Annotated in this window: 18 protein-coding genes; 9 read left to right on the top strand and 9 right to left on the bottom strand. The window is 35.8% G+C overall.

Annotated elements, in window-relative coordinates:
- The 5 genes from LUD75_RS18585 to LUD75_RS18565 form a co-directional block, all read right to left on the bottom strand.
- The coding region (locus tag LUD75_RS18585) for a catalase (RefSeq protein WP_232707303.1) at window positions 1-813 on the bottom strand (813 nt) is incomplete at its 3' end.
- A gap of 2,207 nt (window positions 814-3,020) precedes the next feature.
- On the bottom strand, window positions 3,021-3,557 hold the full coding sequence (locus tag LUD75_RS18580) for a hypothetical protein (RefSeq protein ID WP_232707302.1): 537 nt from the start codon (window positions 3,555-3,557) through the stop codon (window positions 3,021-3,023).
- A 1-nt stretch (window position 3,558) separates the two neighbouring features.
- Entirely contained in the window at window positions 3,559-4,737 is a 1,179-nt protein-coding gene (locus LUD75_RS18575; protein WP_232707301.1) for a hypothetical protein, read from the bottom strand.
- A 543-nt stretch (window positions 4,738-5,280) separates the two neighbouring features.
- Window positions 5,281-5,970, bottom strand: a complete 690-nt coding sequence (locus tag LUD75_RS18570; RefSeq protein WP_232707300.1) for a response regulator transcription factor — start codon at window positions 5,968-5,970, stop codon at window positions 5,281-5,283.
- A complete protein-coding gene (locus tag LUD75_RS18565) occupies window positions 5,960-7,423 on the bottom strand; it encodes a HAMP domain-containing sensor histidine kinase (protein WP_232707299.1) in 1,464 nt (487 codons plus the stop codon). The genes LUD75_RS18570 and LUD75_RS18565 overlap by 11 nt, the downstream gene beginning before the upstream one ends.
- A gap of 130 nt (window positions 7,424-7,553) precedes the next feature.
- Between LUD75_RS18565 and LUD75_RS18560 the strand changes: the two genes are divergently transcribed.
- The 5 genes from LUD75_RS18560 to LUD75_RS18540 all read left to right on the top strand — a co-directional run bounded on the left by LUD75_RS18560 (window position 7,554) and on the right by LUD75_RS18540 (window position 12,513).
- Window positions 7,554-9,929 (top strand): outer membrane beta-barrel family protein, encoded by a 2,376-nt coding sequence (locus tag LUD75_RS18560; RefSeq protein ID WP_232707298.1) that lies wholly within the window; start codon window positions 7,554-7,556, stop codon window positions 9,927-9,929.
- A 94-nt stretch (window positions 9,930-10,023) separates the two neighbouring features.
- Window positions 10,024-10,707, top strand: a complete 684-nt coding sequence (locus tag LUD75_RS18555; protein ID WP_232707297.1) for a serine hydrolase domain-containing protein — start codon at window positions 10,024-10,026, stop codon at window positions 10,705-10,707.
- 158 nt (window positions 10,708-10,865) lie between these two features.
- Window positions 10,866-11,708 (top strand): aspartyl protease family protein, encoded by an 843-nt coding sequence (locus LUD75_RS18550; RefSeq protein WP_232707296.1) that lies wholly within the window; start codon window positions 10,866-10,868, stop codon window positions 11,706-11,708.
- A 74-nt stretch (window positions 11,709-11,782) separates the two neighbouring features.
- Complete coding sequence (locus LUD75_RS18545; RefSeq protein WP_232707295.1) at window positions 11,783-12,073, top strand: hypothetical protein; 291 nt, start codon at window positions 11,783-11,785, stop codon at window positions 12,071-12,073.
- A 302-nt stretch (window positions 12,074-12,375) separates the two neighbouring features.
- Window positions 12,376-12,513 (top strand): hypothetical protein, encoded by a 138-nt coding sequence (locus tag LUD75_RS18540; protein WP_232707294.1) that lies wholly within the window; start codon window positions 12,376-12,378, stop codon window positions 12,511-12,513.
- 89 nt (window positions 12,514-12,602) lie between these two features.
- On the opposite strand, the gene LUD75_RS18535 is transcribed toward LUD75_RS18540, so the two are convergent.
- The gene (locus LUD75_RS18535; RefSeq protein WP_232707293.1) at window positions 12,603-12,959 is read right to left on the bottom strand and encodes a helix-turn-helix domain-containing protein; all 357 of its coding nucleotides are present in this window, start codon (window positions 12,957-12,959) and stop codon (window positions 12,603-12,605) included.
- A 95-nt stretch (window positions 12,960-13,054) separates the two neighbouring features.
- Here LUD75_RS18535 and LUD75_RS18530 point away from each other — a divergent pair, with 95 nt between their 5' ends.
- Both LUD75_RS18530 and LUD75_RS18525 read left to right on the top strand, forming a co-directional pair.
- Window positions 13,055-13,231, top strand: coding sequence for a hypothetical protein (locus tag LUD75_RS18530; RefSeq protein WP_232707292.1), 177 nt, complete (start codon window positions 13,055-13,057; stop codon window positions 13,229-13,231).
- Between the two features lie 2 nt (window positions 13,232-13,233).
- Complete coding sequence (locus LUD75_RS18525) at window positions 13,234-14,394, top strand: MFS transporter (RefSeq protein ID WP_232707291.1); 1,161 nt, start codon at window positions 13,234-13,236, stop codon at window positions 14,392-14,394.
- Window positions 14,395-14,903: 509 nt separating this feature from the next.
- Here LUD75_RS18525 and LUD75_RS18520 read toward each other — a convergent pair.
- Together LUD75_RS18520 and LUD75_RS18515 are read right to left on the bottom strand one after the other, a co-directional pair.
- Window positions 14,904-15,824 (bottom strand): helix-turn-helix transcriptional regulator, encoded by a 921-nt coding sequence (locus LUD75_RS18520; protein ID WP_232707290.1) that lies wholly within the window; start codon window positions 15,822-15,824, stop codon window positions 14,904-14,906.
- Between the two features lie 57 nt (window positions 15,825-15,881).
- Window positions 15,882-16,718, bottom strand: a complete 837-nt coding sequence (locus tag LUD75_RS18515; RefSeq protein WP_232707289.1) for an SDR family NAD(P)-dependent oxidoreductase — start codon at window positions 16,716-16,718, stop codon at window positions 15,882-15,884.
- Between the two features lie 547 nt (window positions 16,719-17,265).
- Here LUD75_RS18515 and LUD75_RS18510 point away from each other — a divergent pair.
- Window positions 17,266-18,129 (top strand): lamin tail domain-containing protein, encoded by an 864-nt coding sequence (locus tag LUD75_RS18510; RefSeq protein WP_232707288.1) that lies wholly within the window; start codon window positions 17,266-17,268, stop codon window positions 18,127-18,129.
- A gap of 446 nt (window positions 18,130-18,575) precedes the next feature.
- Here the strand turns inward: LUD75_RS18510 and LUD75_RS18505 are convergent, their stop codons facing one another.
- Window positions 18,576-18,725 carry a hypothetical protein gene (locus LUD75_RS18505; RefSeq protein WP_232707306.1) on the bottom strand — a complete coding sequence of 50 codons (150 nt, stop codon included), beginning with the start codon at window positions 18,723-18,725 and terminating at the stop codon, window positions 18,576-18,578.
- A 301-nt stretch (window positions 18,726-19,026) separates the two neighbouring features.
- Here LUD75_RS18505 and LUD75_RS18500 point away from each other — a divergent pair, with 301 nt between their 5' ends.
- Window positions 19,027-19,911, top strand: a complete 885-nt coding sequence (locus LUD75_RS18500; protein WP_232707287.1) for an NmrA family NAD(P)-binding protein — start codon at window positions 19,027-19,029, stop codon at window positions 19,909-19,911.
- The last annotated feature ends 184 nt before the right edge of the window (window positions 19,912-20,095 follow it).

Raw genomic sequence — 20,095 nt, 5'->3', positions numbered from 1 at the left:
CGCTTCCCAAAGATCTCTCCTGTGAAAATCGGGATCTTTGCCGGAAATCTTGGTCGCTTCATCCCAAGCTACGGAATGAACACCTAATTTTGGTTTGAAATGAAATTTGACAAAGTGCATTTTCCCTTCATCATTAATGAATTTAAAAGTATGAACACCGAATCCTTCCATCATTCTGTAACTTCTAGGAATCGCTCTGTCGCTCATTGCCCACATAATCATATGCATACTTTCCGGCATCAGGGAAATAAAATCCCAGAATGTATCGTGCGCAGATGCGGCCTGTGGAATGGCATTGTCCGGTTCCGGCTTTACAGCGTGAACCAAATCAGGAAACTTCATCGCATCCTGAATAAAAAATACGGGAATATTATTACCTACCAGATCATAGTTTCCCTGTTCTGTGTAAAATTTAATAGCAAAACCTCTGACATCTCTTGCCAAATCCGTACTTCCGGCACTTCCGGCAACAGTGGAAAAACGCACGAAAACCGGCGTTTCTTTTCCTTCTTCCGATAAGAAATTGGCTTTGGTATATTTAGCAAGACTTTTATTAAGCTTAAAAGTACCGTGTGCACCGGATCCTCTTGCGTGGACAATTCTTTCAGGAATTCTTTCGTGGTCAAAGTGTGTAATTTTTTCCCTTAGAATAAAATCTTCCAGCAGACTTGGACCTCTCTCGCCGGATTTCAGAGAATCCTGGTTGTTGTTAATTTTTAAACCTTGGTTGGTTGTCAAAGCTTGTTCTGAGTTATCTGTTTTCGATAATTCCAATTGCTCCAACTTGTCGTCAGAGAATTTAGGTTTTTTCATAATAATTTATTTTTAGTATCCTTGATTCAGGATGGTGGCTTGGTAGTATCAAAGGTAGAATAGAATCAACGAAGACTTTATGACTTCAATCACAAAAAAATTGAAAATAAAATTGTTCAAACAATGAATAATTTTTATAAATTCTTTTAAAATAACGTAGTACTGATAATCTTTATAGTTCGCATCATAATTGACATAACGTCTTACGTCTAGCTCTACGTCATTCTTTTAGTTTTAATTACTAGATGATTTTTAAAGAATATTGGATATTCTGCCTTCCGAATTTGCGCCACCGCAGCTTTCGATACTGAAAGATGAACTTTTTAAAAAAGCTCAATTGATTCTTCTTGTTTCAACGAGTTTGAGGATCCAATAAAACTTTATCTAAAGAATCTTTTCTATACATTTTAAAATTTATACGAATAAAGAAAATATTGACTTTTATCTAATATATATATATGATCGTCAAGATGTAAGTTTTAGCAATACTTCTAGTATTCAAGCAGACAAGGAGATTGGTCATACGATCCATCGCTTGCCTTCAGATAACTTTGCTATTTTCTACACGACTTTCCCTATGCAATAATTTACAGAACAAATGTGTCAACAAAAATTGCAAGAATTTCGACAACTTACCATTACTAAATTTCACATCACTGACATTGTACAAATCTTTTCGTTTTTTTTTATTTTGCGCATATGTGTACTATCACATCATGAGAATCTACAACTGTTATGTAGTATGTAAATATGACTCTTGTCGCTCAACATATAAATTAGCAATGGGCAATAGTAAGCAACGAATTCAAAAAAATCATAATACAAGTTCTGATTGTTTCATTAACTACAGGGACTGAAGAGTACTTCAACTGTTTGTTAACCTGTACAGTAAAACTTTAGCTGATTACTCAATTATAAATAAAAGCTCATAATAAATATGATCTGTAAAAAACAATTATCTCTAGGTTACTAATTGGTATATTTGTTGACTATATGTTCCAATCTATATCATAATAGATTATATTTTCTACTTTCTAGAGCAGGCACTTGCCTGTTCTTTTACTTTAAAGTAGAACTTACAAGAGATTATAAATTGTTGTGGTATGGTCACATTGTTTTAAATTAAAATCAACCTATCAGACCTATACAACATTTTTGTTTTGTAATAATTTTTTCAATAATACAAAATCTGGCAAATGTAATTCGAATCATAAAAATTGCTGGAAATTATTAGTAGATTAACATAATCTTTAATATTAATTTTTGAGTGCAAACCAAGGCAGTTAATATTGGGAAATTTTTATTAATTTATCAATTCCAAATGAAAAATTTTTCCACTGCAATCTTGCACCTACTGGCAGTCGCAACTTTTGTTATTCTAACCAATTTTTTCGTAAGTAAAATATTATTAGGTAATAGTCCTTTGATTGGCTTTACAATAATCGTTAGCGGATTTGGTATAGATTATTTAATATTGATGTCTATTCAGAAAAGAACAACAATATTCGGCGGATTGAATTTAGTTCATTACCTAAATATTTTTTTTTCATCCTGGATTATTTATGTTTTGTTTTTTTTAAAGGATATAGTTTTTAACAGCAGTGATAATGCGAAAATTATTATGCTTCGAGAGCATAATATCAATATTATTGTCAGTACTTTAATCATACTCTTATTACAACATCTAAATAAGAAGAAAATTACGATCAACAAAGTTGCCAATATCTATCTTTTTTCTGCATCTGTAGTTATATTATTTTTATGCAGGATAATTTTCACACATGTAAGATAACTTTCCACATTCCCTTAAAGAATATTTAATTTGCTTTAGTTAACTAATTTGTCTTTACTGCTTTTATTCTTCATGGTAGAAGATTGAAGTAAACAAAATTATCAGTGAGATTTATATCTTTTAATTTATTTTTTAACAATATCCCTCTTGCTTTAGTTATTAAGCATTAAATGATAAACCATGTTAAATCTAGCAGCTATTATATATACATGACAAGTTCACTAAATAAGATCAACGTAATAAATAGTAGATTAATAAGGACAGATTCAAGATCTTACCTCAGTATCACTTCCTAATGGAACAATCGAAAAAGGATAATGATTTCAACATTTTACTACCAGTATAATACCAGTTTCAACAGTTGGACTTATCGTTGTTTACACTCTGCTCTTTTGAATTCTTCGTTTACCAATCACTAATAATTCCAAAAACTCCACTGATTTCCATTGTAGACAGCCAATGTTTTGATACCGCCGTTGTTGACCAATGCCATCATCCCCGGTGCGGGATTGACGATATCCTGATAAGATGAGACAACAGGCAGCACCATTGCTTTGTTTGCAGATTCCAAAACCAGAATCCCATCCGCTGTGGAAGTTGCACTTCCGATGATCATTTTTGCGTTTGCATTTTCTTTTGCAGCCGGCTGAATCCCAAGAAATGCGGATACATTCGCCGTCTGAACACTCAGGTCAACCCAAGTTGTACCATTGTAATACTCTACTTTTGCTGCGGTTGGCGTTGTAGCGTTCAGTATAATACTTCCAGGTGTTGTAAGACCTGTTTTATCAGTAATGTAAGGCAAAATGATTCCCCGGTTTCCGGCATTTGAAAATTCCATCAACACAGATGTTTTATTTGCGGCAGTTCCAACATTATCCCCGAAAATGACTTGAGCAGAAACTGTATTGATAAGGAAAATAAACAGAAAAAATAGTAAGATTTTTTTCATTTTAAGGACAGGTTTTTTTGTTGTAACATCTCCACCCAATTGCGGCATTCACATATATCTTGAGGCAATTTTCCGTGGTATCATACACCATCATACCTTCTACAGGATTTGTGATGTTGGCAAGATTGGCAGTAGAGCTTCTGGTTATGACGAATGGTTTTTTGTTAGATTCCAAAGCCAGATATCCGCCTTTTCTTACCATTGGCCAATTGTTATTTACCGTTTCAGCTCCGGCCCTGTTTAGAGAAGTGATTCCACTCCTAGTATCCAAAGCAGTTCCTGTGGTAACGGCATTTTCCAGACAATACAGAGACATCGAGTTGGTACTGTATGCAGAAAAAGCCACATCACTAAATCCGGATAAAACTTGTACAAATTTGACTGCCGAGGTATAATTTGCCAACGTAATTCCAAAATCACTTAATTTAAAGGTCAAAACCCGAACATCTCTAGGCGTGTTGGAAAAACCAGAATTAAATGGATAAGGACAAGCAACTGATGCTGAATAAAAATTCCATTGTGCTTTCCCTACTGGCGTTGCGGATGAAAACGCAACAGCTTTTTCGTTCCCTATTGTAACACCATTTATATCTGTAAACTTGAATATATCTGTAAACGTAGCATGAGGTTCGCCGACCTGTGTCACAATGATATCTGGAATATTATCGGATATGCATGATGGATTAATGTCTGCTAATACATTTACATAATAAACTAAATCTTGTTTCGGAATATTAAAAATTGCCGTGCTGAGATCTAATCCATTCTTTCCGTCTCTCAAGTAATAGGCTAAAGAAAAATCACAAGATAGATTTGGTTTTGTTGCATTTGTCTGCAGCACACCATTGGCATAAGCCGGCTGACCAATCAAAAAATCATTAGCAGTAGAAAGTACGGAAAATGAAGATGGAAAAGCCTTGTAATTTTCGTTTACGAAATTGGTAATTCCGTGGGAAGTCAACACTGAGTTATCTGCACCAGTTCCATATATTGTGGAACCAATAGTAAAACCTACCAGATTATTAGTTTCGCGGGAAAGCGTACCATTTGCATTAGTGGAAGTCCAATAACCATTGTAATCGCCATAAACTGCATCTGGTCTTACCTGAGAATTAAAATTGGAATTAAATAAAAAGGAAGTAATTAGAATTAAAATATTAGTTTTTAAAATCTGTTTCATTGTCAATATTAGATTATTGTTTTCGTGCTGCATATCATGGTTATTCACAAAATTATAAAAAACCAAACAAATATTGATTTTATTTAAAGTAAATCATATATAAATGATATTTATCAGTATTTACTTTATAATAATTTGATTATATTTAAATATAATTTATTTATAAAATTAAACCGGTTCAAATGACGAAAATGAATAGTAAATTGTAATGTATTTAATTATTACTATTTCAGTTATCTTCAAGTTCGGTTCTGACCTGTCTTATATCCAATTGATCCGGTTGATATTTATTGGAAATTGCACTAGTAATGCCATCAATTAGTCCTGAAACCAATCATGTGCTGATCGCGTACTAACTAGTTTGCGTTGCACCTAGTAGCATAAAACAGCATCTTTGAAAGCACTCACAGAATTAGTCAATGGATGAGTTTCTGAATTAATAAAGTAGAACATTGTTGCCTAACATATTAAAGGAACATTCATAAGATAATTAAGAATGTTGAGTCTTATTACTTTCGTTTATAGATTCTCATATCAAATTTGCTAGCAAATAAGTTTGTACCCAATTCCTCTAATACTCATCAATTCAATTCCTGCATCATCTTTTAACATCTTTCGAAGGTGGGACATAAAAACATCCATACTTCTAGAATTATAATAGCTGTCATCACCCCAAATTTTCATTAGTGCAGCTTGCTTTTGTAGGACATCGTTTTTGTTTTCCAGCAGCAATTTCAGGATGGCGGTTTCTTTATAGGAGATTTTATAAGAGGCTTTCGGTGTTATCAGTTCCTGATTTAGGGTATTTAGTTCACAGGCACCAAATTTTTGATGGTTTAAAGTTGACAATTTCTCCGACTGAGTATTACCAAATCTTTCGAGCAGGCTTTCAATACGCACCAGAAGCTCACCCATCGTAAATGGCTTTTTTAGATAATCGTTTCCACCACTCCTGAAACCTTTGACTACGTCATCGCCAAGCGATTTGGCACTTAGAAAAATGATAGGAACAATACGGTCAATTTTCCGAATGTCTTCAGCTAGGGTATATCCATCTTTCAAAGGCATCATAATATCAAGAATACAAAGATGTGGTGTATCATCCTGAAACATCTGGTAAGCTGATACTCCGTCTTTAGCGAGCATCACATCATATCCACTGCTTCTAAGTCCATCACTTATAATTTCCGCCAAAGTGCCTTCATCCTCGGCATAAAGTATTTTATATTTCATCGTAAGCAGGTAAGTAAATTGTAAATAATGTGCCTTGCCCCAGAATTCCTGAAACCTCTATCTTTCCTCCGTGTCTGTTAATAATCTCCTTAACATAGTGAAGACCCAGCCCGGTTCCTTTAACGTTATGAATATCGGGATTCTCCGGGATTCTGAAAAAACGTTCAAAAATACGTGTTCTATAAATATTTTCAATGCCTGGCCCATTATCCTGAAACATAATAAGCACGTGACTTGTTGTACATTTACAGCTCACTTTAATGACAGGCTTTGAGCCGCTATACTTGATTGCATTATCTAATAGATTATAGAAAACATTGGTAAGATGTACCGGATCACCATTCACAAAACAAGGATCTTCAGATGGTTGGTAGTCTATCTTTACCAAACCACTATTTTCCCGCAGACGCATCGATAATACTACACTTTCAAGGCCCTGCTGAATATCATAAAGTTCCATTCTAAGGTTGATATTACCATTATCTAGCTGTTCGAGATTCAATACCTTGTCAATGATCTGGTTCAACCTATGGATTTCATTTTTGCTGATTTTAAGATAATGATCCATGCGAATTGGATCATTAGCCAGCTCATATCTTGTAATTGAATCAAGAGCCGCTTCAATGACTGCAACAGGTGTTTTCAGTTCGTGGGTCATATTTCCGGTGAAAGCTAAACGGGCATTGGTATAAAACCTTTCGCTGCGCATAACTTTGAATAGGAACCAAAATGCAAGTCCTGTAAGCAATATCATTGCAAATGACGAGCCGAGATAATAACGCATTCTGTAGAATAGTGTTTTGGTAAGTGATGGAACTACAAGCTGATAGGAATGAATAAAAAAATTAAGGTTGTATCCGAAATGCTCACTTTTATAATCAGCATTTTTGGATCTTATCCAATTTTCCCTAGATCCCGGTTTTCCAGTCATATAATCATAAAGAATATAAAAGCTGTCTTCATTGATTTTCTGACGTTCACATTCTAGCTTCACCAGACTGTCCATTCTTATCAGGTCTCTCCTATCCTCTTTTATAACTGATTCCATTGTCTCTCCATCGTCCAGAATAGAGATCTTTCGGGCTTTTTTTGGCGCTGAACTATTGTTGGCAATGCGAAGTGCAATTTTAATTTGGGTGCTATCGTTTCGGAATGATGACTCAAAACGGCTCATAATACCCATATGGCGCATTTGTGTATATGCCTGCTTAAGCTGGAGCCACTGTGGGGAAAGAAAAAAACTTTTGAAATTAGCATTGTTTTCATGTCCCGGTGCCACACTAAGATATTCGCTCATTCTCGCAGCATTTGCGACAGCTTGATCAAGATCTCTTTTAACCTGTAGTTTTTGAGCATCGAACAATTGCACCAGCCACGCAATCTGAAGACCAATACTGGCAATCATTGCAACATAGACAAGTGGCTGGGCATTTCGGTGAGATAACCATTTCATATTGCTAATTTGATAATAATTTAGGAATAATTAAAAAATTCACCTTTATATTTAACCATAATTAACCTTGGATAATATTGTTTAACAATCATTAACCAGCCTTAACAAAGGGCAGTTGTAGGTTTGCATTATGAAAAATACAACTTTATTTATCCTGTTAATTATTTCAGGATTTTTGCAATCACAGAATATTCTTAAAAGTACTGTGATAGATGCCGACGGTCATATGGTAGACGCTGCGACCATTACTTTAACAAAGGACCAAAAAATAGTTTCCACTGCTTTTTCGGATCTTGGATATTACACTTTGACATTCGGCGAAGCCGGAACCTATGAAATCACTGCTGCACTTTCAGGCTATCAGACTTTGACGCAGATTGTGGATCTTCCGACAGAAAATTTAGCGCTTGTAATGCACAAAAGTGAGACTACAATACAAGAAGTTACCATCAGTAAAAAGAGACCTTTGATAGAAAGGAAGATTGACCGGGTCAGTTTTAATGTGGAAAACAGCATTATTTCCTCGGGTGGAAGCGCGTGGGAAGCTGTGGGTAAAGCTCTTGGTGTACAGATTACCTCTTCAAATACAATAACAGCTAATCGTAAAAACGTTCGGATTTATATGGATGGCAAACCATTACAGGTTTCAGGGGACGATTTGGCTACTTACCTTCAGGGAATTCCTTCAGATCAAGTGGCTCAGATCGAGATTTTCTCCAATCCTCCTGCAAGGTTTGAGGCAGAGGGTGCTTCTATTGTAAATATCATTACCAAAAAATCAAAAAAGAAGGGTTTCAACCTTAGTCTAAACAGTGGAATCACACAGGGTCATTACACCGGATATTCAGGAAGTATAACATTTAATTACCGAAAAGATAAATGGAATGTCTATGGAAACTACGGTTTTACGCAACGTCATACGATTCAGGACCACAACAGCGATATTAATTACGGTAACTCAATCTGGAATGCCCTGAACCGCACCGTCTATAAATCTGATACGCATTCGTATCGCTTTGGTGTTGATTATCAACTATCTCAAAACCAATTGCTGGGATTTCTGATTACTGGAAACAACCGAAGAGGTGACTCAGATGGCAGATCACGTACCCAAATCTACTCCTCTGCAATGAAACTTGATTCGCTGATAACTACAGAAAGTTATGGTTCTGTTAAGGGAAGCCAGTACGCCTATAATCTTAATTATAATCTTAAGTTGGACTCTGCCAAAAGCAGTCTTAATATTGATCTTGACTACTCGCCCTTTCGAAACAGTAACCTTTCCTTCACAGATAGTACGACGCTGCTTTCTGATGGTACGCAAACCAATAACTTTTTTCAGATCTTTACCCCAAGTTCTCAGGACATCAGCATCCTTTCGGGTAAAGCAGATTATCAAGCGAAATTATCTGATGGACTGGAAATCAGCTCAGGGTTAAAATTCAGCGCTACCAAAAGCATCAATATTTTCGATTACTACAACCGGCAAGATGCTAAGTTTACAGCTGTTGATAACAATAACAGTAATTTCACATACAAAGAAGATGTTGCTTCGCTCTACACTAGTGTCTCCGGAACATTGGGAAGTTTGAAATTCCAAGGCGGACTACGTGGAGAATATACCAGAACCGTTGGGCATCAGAAGAATCAGGACATTCTTAATAAAAGGAATTATTTAAAATTGTTCCCAACAGCATTTCTACAATACAAGCTCAATGATAACCATGAGTTCCAACTTAATTATGCATACAGAATTGAACGCCCTGAATATAACCGCCTAAATCCTGCTAAGCGCTATTCATCGCCTTATAATTTTTATGTCGGAAACCCAGCACTTCAACCCGCCTTTGTAAACAGTGTAGAGGCTGGATACACCTTCAAACAAAACTACAATCTCACCGCCTATTTTTCTTCTACCAAAGATGTCTTTACAAATATTGATGTTCAGGACAACGAGACGAACAGTTCTTACGGTACTCACGCAAACCTTGGGCTAAGTACAATGGCTGGTCTGAGATTTTCGGCACAGTTTAAGCCAATCTCTTGGTGGGATCTCAATCTGTTAGCAGATATTTACCAACAGCGCGAAAAGTCCGATTATCTGTCAGGAAGTTATGATTATCATATGTTCTCATTCTATTCTTCACTTACGCAGTCTTTTCTGATTGATAAGAAATCAGGCTTAAAGGCTGAAATCAATGGGACATATAATAGTGCTGGAATTCAGGGTGTCTATCGTGCACAAACAAATTACTTCATAGATCTCGGTGTGAAAATGGATGTGATGAGAAAAGCAGGAACATTGAAGTTTGCTGTAACGGATTTATTTAATACCAACAGTAATTATGTCAGAATCAATTTTCAGGATCAGAACAGCCGATTTTTTCATCAAAGGGAGAGCAGATTCGTCTCTGTAAGTCTTCTTTATCACATCGGCAAAGATGCAGCAGCATCAAGAAACCGGACAACAGCAAGTGATGACGAACGAAAAAGGGCATCTTATTAAAATGTCTCAACTATTCTTGTTCTGTAATACGTAAATTATTCTCACCAATACGGTATAGGATAAATGAAATAAAGTTTACATTTCGTTATCAGTTTTGCACTCACTTTTTATTTACGATCAGGATAATTTTCTAAATTCAAAACCGGGTACAAATCGCGACTATTCCAATATAGGTACAGGACTTGTAGGCTATATCATTGAGTTGAGAACGGGACAAAAACTTAGTGAATACAGTAAAAAATATATTTTCAAACCTTTAAAGATGAAAAATTCAGGTTGGAGCCTATCGGAAATCAATTTAAGGAACCACTCCAAACTTTATCAAAAGGAAAACGGTAAAATAAATTCAATACCATTATATCAGGGTATAACCTATCCAGATGGCGGTGTCCGCACTTCTGTAGAGGAGCTTTCAAGATTTTTTATCACCCTGCTGAATGATGGAAAATATAATAACACGAGATTACTAAAAAAAGAACTGGCAGAAGAAATGCTCCGTTTTCACTTCACAAAATCTAATAAACCTGACAATGTCAAACCTGACAAGCTTAATTCAGGAATTTTCTGGGCAACAAAAATGGGAGGTACAAGAATTGGCCACAATGGTTCTGATCCGGGGGTAAGAACATTTATGCTTTCTGATCTAAACAAAGAAGTAGCTGTGATCGTATCTTTCAACACCTTATTGGGTGAGGCAGACGAAGACAAATTTTTCGACATTTATGAAGATTTATATAAATACGGTTTTGAATTGAGATCAAAGTTACTACTTAACTAGTTCTAAAAAAACATTATTTAGTCAGATAAACTTCTTTTAAACCTATATTTGATCTTTCAAAAACACCATAGAAACAACTAAAAAACTGAATTACCTTAATTAGTATACAAAAATCATCCCTAGCATTATATTAATATTTCAACCCTATAAAAATAACTATGAAAAGATTAATATTCACCTACAGCATTTGTCTAGTATTCATCTTATTATCTTCTAAAACGAACGCGCAAATTCCTTTTGAGGTCAACAGTAACGGACACATTATCATCAAAGCAAAAATCAATAATGTGGAAGGAAAATTCATTCTTGATACCGGAGCAGGTCTCAATGCTATTTTCACAAAATTTTCCAATAAGATCAAAAATGAAAAGACCCCTAATTTTTTTGTCGGACACAGAGCAACTGGTGAAGAACTGAACGTAGACTTATATAACGCCAAAAGTATGGAGATCAACAATAAAGTATTTACTGACCAGCAATATACGATTGTAGATCTGGAATTTGGAGATATTGACGGGATGATCTCATTGCAACCTTTCAGAAATACACCTGTCACCATTGACTATAACAACAAAAAAATACTTTTTAACAAATCTACAAAAGGGGAAAAAAGCATTGATATCCAAATAGCAGATTATGCAGGAAAAGCGCTTGATATTTTCACCTACGTCGAACTGAATGACACCCTGAAGATCCAGACTTTACTGGACAGCGGTGCCGGAAAAAATTCCTTTTGGTTCAGTTCCAAGTTAATGGAAGCTCTGGCTTTAAACAAATCAGATTTTAAAGCAGTTCCTATTAAAAGCGATTTCAAGAAAGAAAATAATTATTACATTGGAAAACTGTCAAAAATAAATACAGCAAATCAACTGCGCAAAGTAGAAAACACAGATGCCGCCTTTGTTGACGGGCTGATCTATGAAGGGAAAACCAGTATTGACTGGCTAGGTCATGTTCTGACCATTGATATTGCCAAGAAAAAAATATTTATTGCAGATTAAAAGTTTCTAAGATCATTAGCTATTGGAAGATTTGAGATCTTTTATATATTTGGTACTATTAAAACCATCCTACCATGCTGGCAGAATTTGCAGATTTTTCTGATGCTGAAATACATTTATTCAATAAAAATATCTGTAGAATGAATCTGGACAAAAATGCGGTTCTAAGCAAAAGAGGTGCTATTTCAAAATCCATATTTTTATTGTTAAAGGCTCATTTTACCAATCTTACTACAATTCTATCAGGGATGAGGACATCATCACGGATCTTTATCTTGCAAATGAATGGGTCTTCAATACGGAAAGCCTCGTCAATCAGAAGCCTGCAAAAACTACAATTAAGGCATTTGAAAGTTCCGAAGTAATTGAACTGAGCCTTAACAGTCTTCACAAACTGATTGCTATATCGAATAAATTCCTGCAGTTCAACAAGCTTCTTATTTCAAGTCCAAAACTGAGTTTCTATGACGAAAATATGACCCCGACAGAGAAGTATAACTATATCCTCACAACAAGACCTCAACTGATCCAGGTATTCCCACTCTCAATGATTGCATCCTATCTCAAAATCAGACCGGAAACTATAAGTAGAATAAGATCGAATGTCTCTTTTTGATTTCGATCAAGTGTTGTTTTGAAAGATTATCATCATTTTTGAAAAAAAAATATGATGACAACCATAATTCCCAAACTGCCTATGCGCAGCAAAGAAACTACCAGAAACTATTACGTTCAATTAGGATTTGAAGCATCTGCAAATGATTTTGAAGGCTATCTTATGATGAAAAACGGTTACAGTTTCTAATCTTGATTTTTGGCTACATTAATGCATAAAATAACCAAATTTACAACAGGATGATTCAGTTGATAGATTTCTGGTGTTCAAATGTCAAATTATTTAGTCACTTTCTTATGCCTTGCACCCCAACTTTCCAACTGCCGCCAAATTGGAATTAAATCGGATGCAATTTCCGTCAATTCATAATCTACCCTTGGAGGGACTTCGGCATAAACCGTACGTTTTACCAAACCTTCTTTTTCAAGATCACGCAATTGAAGCGTGAGCATTCTTTCAGTAATGCCATCGATTTGATTTCTCAATTCACTGAATCTTAGTTTACCATTCTCCAATTTTCCTAAGATCAGGATTTTCCAACGTCCGCCTATTTTACAGACCGCATACGCCAAATCACATTCTGTGATATACTTTTCATTCTGGCTGTTGGTAGAATTTTCCTTTCTGATTCCCATTACTTACAAATTTGTCTGTACCATACATTTAGATGTGTACTGTGCAAAATTAAGTATTAGCAGATACATTTGCTATCTATTTAAAATAAACAACAATGAAATTATCAGAACAGGAAGAATCGGTATTAGATTATATTCAAAATATTGAGGTAGTCGAAACATTAAACCTTTGGGAAGCTGGAAGTGCTTTTTTTAAAACGGTTGCATTAATTGGCGATTCTAAAATTTTGATGGAGAATCCTGCTGAATTGATCAAAATCAAAAATTCTTAATAATGAAAAAATTCGCTTACATCGGCTGTCTGGGTTTTCTGGCAGTCATTACCACAGAATTTGGCATCATCGGCATTTTGCCGCAAGTTGCGGATCATTATGAAATCACTATTGATAAAGCAGGTTATCTATTAAGCGCATTTGCTTTGGTTATTGCATTGTCAGGTCCTTTTATGACTTTGTTGGCATCAGGCTTTGATCGTAAAAAAGTGATGCTCACTGCCATTTTTATTTTTATGATCACCGGAATTGTATCGTCCTTTTCACCACCTTACTGGCTGTTGATGTTAGTGAGGATTTTACCCGCTTTTTTGCAACCTGTCTATATCGCAACTGCTTTAGCTGTGGCCGTTTCACATGCTGATAAAAAACGGGAAAATGAACTGATGAGCATCGTATTCAGCGGTGTTGCAATTGCAATGGTTACCACGGTTCCTTTTGCCACCTGGCTGGCCAGTTTATGGTCCTGGGAATATTCGTTTATTGTTCAGGCCGTCGTTAGTATTGTGGCTTTGACAAGCATTTACTTTGTGTTGCCTCCAATGCCTGTAAAGGAAAAAAAATCGTACCGAAGTCAATTAAAAATATTGAAGCAGCCAACTTTTATTGTCAGTACGGCAATGAACTTTTTTATGATCACCGCATGGTTTTCAACCTACAGTTATTTCGCTGAATATCTGAATAAAGCCAAAGGAATGGATGCAGCGATGGTAAGTTATATGTTGTTTCTTTTTGGTATTATTGGCGTGTTTGCCAATTGGATTGCTGGTAAAATGCTAAATAGGAGTGTCGCAAAAACAACGGCATTTTTCCTGTCCGGGACTATTTTAGTACCCATTCTTCTATACATTTCTGACGGAAATAATCTTGCAACCATTGTAGTGATAGGAATATGGGGATTTTTGTATTCACCAAGTTTTTTGAATGCCTCCACTTATATGATCTCATCAGTACCTGATAGTTTGGAATTCGGAAACAGCCTCGCCACTTCATTTGGAAATCTAGGCGTGACTTTGGGAACAACCATTGGCGGTTGGATCATCATTACCAAAGGCGTTTCTTATAATCCCTGGGTTGGAATTGTTTTTGGAGTTTTGGCATTTGTGATGATTGGCTTGAGAAGTTTTTTAGAACAATCTGAAAGGAAAAGTTTTAGCGACTAGAATAATCCTAAAAAAAATTATTTTATATTTTGAAAGAACGCTGCTCTGGAAATAATAATCAAATCCCGATTTCTGTCGGGATTTTGATGTTTTAAGGAAATCCGTAAATAATTACATTTCGATCTCTAATTAAAAGACTGCCTGAACTCTAAAGGGGTTAAGTTGGTTTTGGTTTTGAACAACCTTATAAAAGACTGGGGATAAAAAACTGAATATGCTGTTGCGTGTTAAGTCCAGTTAATGATCGTTACAGATCACTTAAATAATTGGCGGAAACATGCAGTTGTTCTGCAACATTTTGAACAGACGGCATTCCGTTCTGCAATTCGTGTTCAGAATTAAAATAAAAATCCAGTACCGTTTCAAACTGCTAGATAAGATCAGTATTAACTGCTTTGTAGGTTCGGATAAGATACTTTGTTGTCCTCCATTAAATAAAATGATCATTTGTATCAAGATCAGATACAAAGATATTGCTTATTGGGATCACATCATAATTTGCAGCAAGATCAATTAAAAGACCTTCTGAATTCTAAAGGAGAAATTTTTGTTTTGGTTTTGAACAGATTACTGAAGGATTGGGAATGCTCAAATCCCAAAGCATACGCAACCTCTCCTACAGAAAGATCTGTAGTGGAAAGCATCTGTTTGGCCTCACTGATCAGCCTATCATGGATGTGCTGCTGGGTACTCTGTCCTGTAAGAGAACGCAGCATATCTGTTAGATAACTTGAGGAAAGGTTTAGTTGGTCTGCAAAATATGAGACAGAAGGCAAGCCAAATTCTACAGACAAGTCATCTTTAAAATAGGCATCCAATAGTGTCTCGAATTTTTCAAGAAGATTATTTCCTACTGCCTTTCGGGTAATGAATTGTCTTTTGTAAAAACGATTGGCATAATTGAATAGTAATTCAAGCTGTGAGATGATCACATCATGACTGAAATCATCGATCCTGGCATTTAATTCATTTTCCATAAAACTAAAGAGCGATAGAATAGTATCTTTTTCTTCTTCCGAAAGATGCAAGGTCTCTTTGATGGAATACGAGAAGAAACCAAACTGTTTGATCTTATTAGCCAATGGATAACCCAAAAAGAAGTCGGGATGGATAAACAAAGAAAATTGGGAACATGCTGAATCTTCCGATCCTTTACCTCCCATGATCTGACCCGGTGCTGCAAATAACAATCCGCCCTGATCAAAGTCATAGTAATCCTGTCCATACTCCACTTTTCCGCTTAATTTTGGTTTATACGATATTTTGTAAAAACCTAAAATGTGGCGATGGTGTATTTTATCCAGAGGCATAAAGCTGTGCACTTCATTGATCAGGCTGATCAGCGGATGTTTCGGCCTTGGCAGGTCAAAGAAAAGATGTGCTTCGGTAAGTGATCTAAATTTTGTAGGTATCTGTTCGTCCTTTTTCATATTCTTTATTAAAGATAAGAAAAACCGACTATAAAAATAATCGGTTTTTTTTTAAAATTATTTACTGTTACCCTGTGCCGACCTCGAAACTTCATCCCAAGATTCCCATAATGCTATCCGTTCTGCATAGACCCCCTTGATCAAAGGCAGGTTATGACTTCCCATATTAAAACGCAATGGCGGGTTTTCAGAATCTACAACTTTGAAAAGCGCTTGAGCTGTCGCATTAGGATCTCCTTGCTCAAAAGTTGAAAGGCTTTTAATGAATTCTGTCTTTAGATCTGCATAAGCTTCGATATTCCCTGAGAATTTTAATGATTCCTGACTGCCAAATTCTGTGGCATAGGCACCCGGTTCAATGATGGTGACTTTGATCCCAAACTGCTTCACCTCTTCTGAAAGACTTTCGTGAATGGCCTCGAATGCCCATTTCGAAGAACTGTAATATCCAAGGACCGGCAAAGTGAAGTGGCCAATGTTGCTTGAAGTTCCTAAAATATGACCAAAACCCTGTTCTCTCAAGATAGGCAATGCTGCCTGAACAACACTTACCGGACCAATGATGTTGGTCTCATACAAAGCACGAATCTCATCCGCATTTGCTTCCTCAATAGTGCCGACCAATGAATAGCCTGCATTGTTGAGAACGATATCCAATTTTCCGAAATGTTCGTGGGCTTTCTTGATAGCTTCGTTGACCTGATCCGATTTTGTGACATCTAACTCAAGCGTCAATACCTGATCGCCATATTTTTCTTTAAAATCAGAAATACTCTCCAACTTCCTCGCTGTAGCAACCACTTGGTCACCACGTTCCAATGCAGCTTGTGTCCATACACGTCCGAAACCACGGGAAGATCCCGTAATAAACCATACTCTATTTTGCTGTGCCATAATATTTTATTTAATTTTTACACGACAAAATTAGTAAGAGGCACATTCATATTTGTAGGCGAACCGCAGATGTTTGTATGCTAATGGCAGAACTTTCGGTTTTACAAAAGAATTTCACCTCAATTACGTTTAATTTTTATCTGATTGAAATGATATCGCCGATTACCCGGCAATAATTGATTCATTTAAAGAATTAAACAAACCCAGCATACTTGATCTCTTATCAACCACTTTGAAAAATACAAAAAGCAATTATAAACCCTCTTGGATCATTGCTTTTTAAATCTGAAAGAAAAACTTCATTACAATCCAAAAGATTATTGACAGCAATTGGCCTGCCATTATAACTATCTAATTCTCAGTGTAATTTAGATTAAATTTAAATAATTTTTAAGAATCTCCTAACGATGGATAATCCAATGATGATTTTAGAATTATATCAATAATATTTAAATATAAATATATTATAAGTAAACATAGTGTTATATAATTATTAATAATTGGTACTAGACTTGCAAATAATAAGATAACACTAAAACAAATTATTATGAAAAAGATCTTTACCTTAGTCGGACTTGTGTCCTCATTTGCATTAACAAATGCACAGATTGTTATCAATGAAATTTATACTGGCGGTGGGCTTTTAGGAGCATTGCTTGCAAATGATTTCATTGAATTAAAAAATATTGGATCCACGACTCAAACCCTTACAGGAGCAACTATACAGTACGGTCCCCAATCCGGTCAATTTACACAGTACCATACTTTGCCTACGATCACGCTAAATGCAGGACAGACCTATCTGATCCAGCAAGCTTCTGATGGACTTGGTGGAATTAATTTGCTCAACCCTAACCTTATAGTTGATGTCGTTTTGAATTTGGATGGTTCAGGTCCTGTAGTTGGTGTTGGTTTACAGATCGGCCTGACTTCCGGAAAAGTTGCTTTAGCAACCAATAACACTCGTGTCACAGGGCCAACAGCATCTAATGTCATAGATTTTGTAGGTTATGGTCTAGCAGATCAATTTGAAGGTACTGGAGCAGCACCTTCCCCTACCATACTTAACTCTATAACGAGACTAAACAATGCTGCAGATACCAATAGGAACAATATAGATTTTGTAGCTGCAGTCCCTACTCCTCAAGCTACAGGTCAACCGCTTTCAGTAGGAGATATCAATGGAGCTTCTACAGTATTCATTAAAAATACTCTAGTAAGAGACAATGAGATAATCTTTGGTAAAGAAGTGCAAAGTATAGAGATATACTCTATGTCAGGTCAGCTTGTTAAGACAGCCAACGTAAAGGGCAGTATGAAAGTAAACATATCAGATCTTCCAAAAGGTAACTACATAGTTTCTGGAACTATTGCTAATAAAAAGGTCAACGAGCGAATTATAAAAAACTAATCTTATTAAAAAAAAAGAGAGCTATTAGCAATAGCTCTCTTTTTTTTGCTATAAAAAACTGAAGGAAATAGGATCACTAGATGAATAATCAATCTCTCAAGAATTAAGTATTTCTACTTAATCATATGCCAATACTCAGTTATAAATTTGAATTAAAATCATTGTCATGTCTTTATCAATATTTAATGGGTTTGAATTAATTGTGATTTGCTTATGTTCTTTATTGTTAGCATTTCTAATCTCACAAGGCAAAAAAAGTAATTTTTGAAAACTTTCCAACTTCTCAAAAAAAATGTATGTCCTCTAATCATTACAATATATGCTAAAAGACAAACAAAGCTATTTGAATTTAATGCACAAGACTATTGCAGAGCAGAAAGTGTTTTGTTTGCAAATGACCTTAAGGACATTTCTGTTCCTTCGGTAGATTTTTTTTATGACAGCGATCACTTTTGAAATGATCTGATGACCTCCTTGCGATTCGACAATCCAAATTCTATCAAGGTGTTCAACACCGTCCAGATCTCCTGAGCGTGTGTAGTCAGAACATAATAGGTGATATCTTTGGAAGGTGTAAATTCGATCTTCTTTTGGATCAGCTGGTGCGCTTCTAATGTCGCAAGTTCAGAAGTAAGTACTTTAGGGGAGATTCCTTCTGAAACCTCAAAAAATCTTTAAATCTCAATTTCTCATGATAATGCAGATTCAGTAATATACAGAAACGCCATTTCCCACTTAGTAGATCCAAAGTATCCCGCAATGCTAAAAATCTCTGTTTTAAGATCTGTTCATTTTCTATACAGGGTTTTATTTTCTTTTCCATATTACTTTCCTGGAGGTTAGTAAACACAAATATACTAAACATCGAAAGTAAATTTGCTCAAAAGAAATTTTACAATGAAAAGAATATTGGTAACAGGTGCGACCGGAAATCAAGGAATTTCCACAGTGTATGAACTGTTAAAAAATGATTTTGAAGTGTTTGCGTTGACAAGAGATCCTCGATCACAAAAAGCTTTGAATTTAAAAGATGCAGGAGCTGTTTTAGTAAAAGGCGACTTGGAAGACACTGACGTTTTGAGAGAGGTATTTCAAAAGATCGATGGATTATATATGGTCCTTCCAGGTGTTTGGGTCTGCAGCAAAGAAACAGATGAAAAGGAAGCCGACCTGGGGATCCAGACCCTTAAGCTGGCGGAGGAACAAGGCGTTCAATTTGTATTGTATTCTTCAGTTATGGCTTCTGACAAGCAGGACAGATTCCGCCCCAGATTCAAGTTTACCATTGAAAAATATTTACTGCAAAGTGCATTACAGGGTGCTGTCATAAGACCTGCCTCATTTATGGAGAATCTTCTTCTGCCAAGTTTTGGATTAGGGGACAACAAGTTCATCAACCCCTTACCTGAAGAAACAGCCATATCGTGGATCACGACAAAAGATATCGGAATCTTTGCCCGCATCATATTTCAGAATTACAAAGACTTCAATGGCAGAACAATTGACTTTGGCGGTGAACTTTTCACCCCTAAACAGGTTTTGAAACTGTTACAGGATAAATTAGGTCGACCTATAGAATTTGTTCAGGTTCCTTTGGAAATGCTTTATCATCAAAGCGAAACCTTTGCAAAATTGGTAGAGATGGTAGCAACTGAAGGATATGACCCGATCGACTTGGATCTAATATCTGACTGGCTGCCCAAATTGACAAGTTTCGAAAAATGGCTGGATGATACCGGCATTGAAAAGATAGGTAAACTGCGTCCTTCGAATAATCTGTAGCTAAAATAAATTATGACAGTTTAAAAGCGGCTTATGCCGCTTTTACTTTAGAAATACTATTGCTAGAACGTTAATTTTAAAAATTCATAATCGACGAAAAGCTAACCCCGTTCATTATTGCTATTGATCCCATTATTCTCATAAGCACTGAGACTTACAATTTTATTATTATTCATATTGTAAA

The organism is Epilithonimonas sp. JDS (genome assembly GCF_021261315.1).
Taxonomy (GTDB): Bacteria; Bacteroidota; Bacteroidia; order Flavobacteriales; family Weeksellaceae; genus Epilithonimonas.
This window is presented reverse-complemented; position numbering and strand designations above follow the sequence as displayed.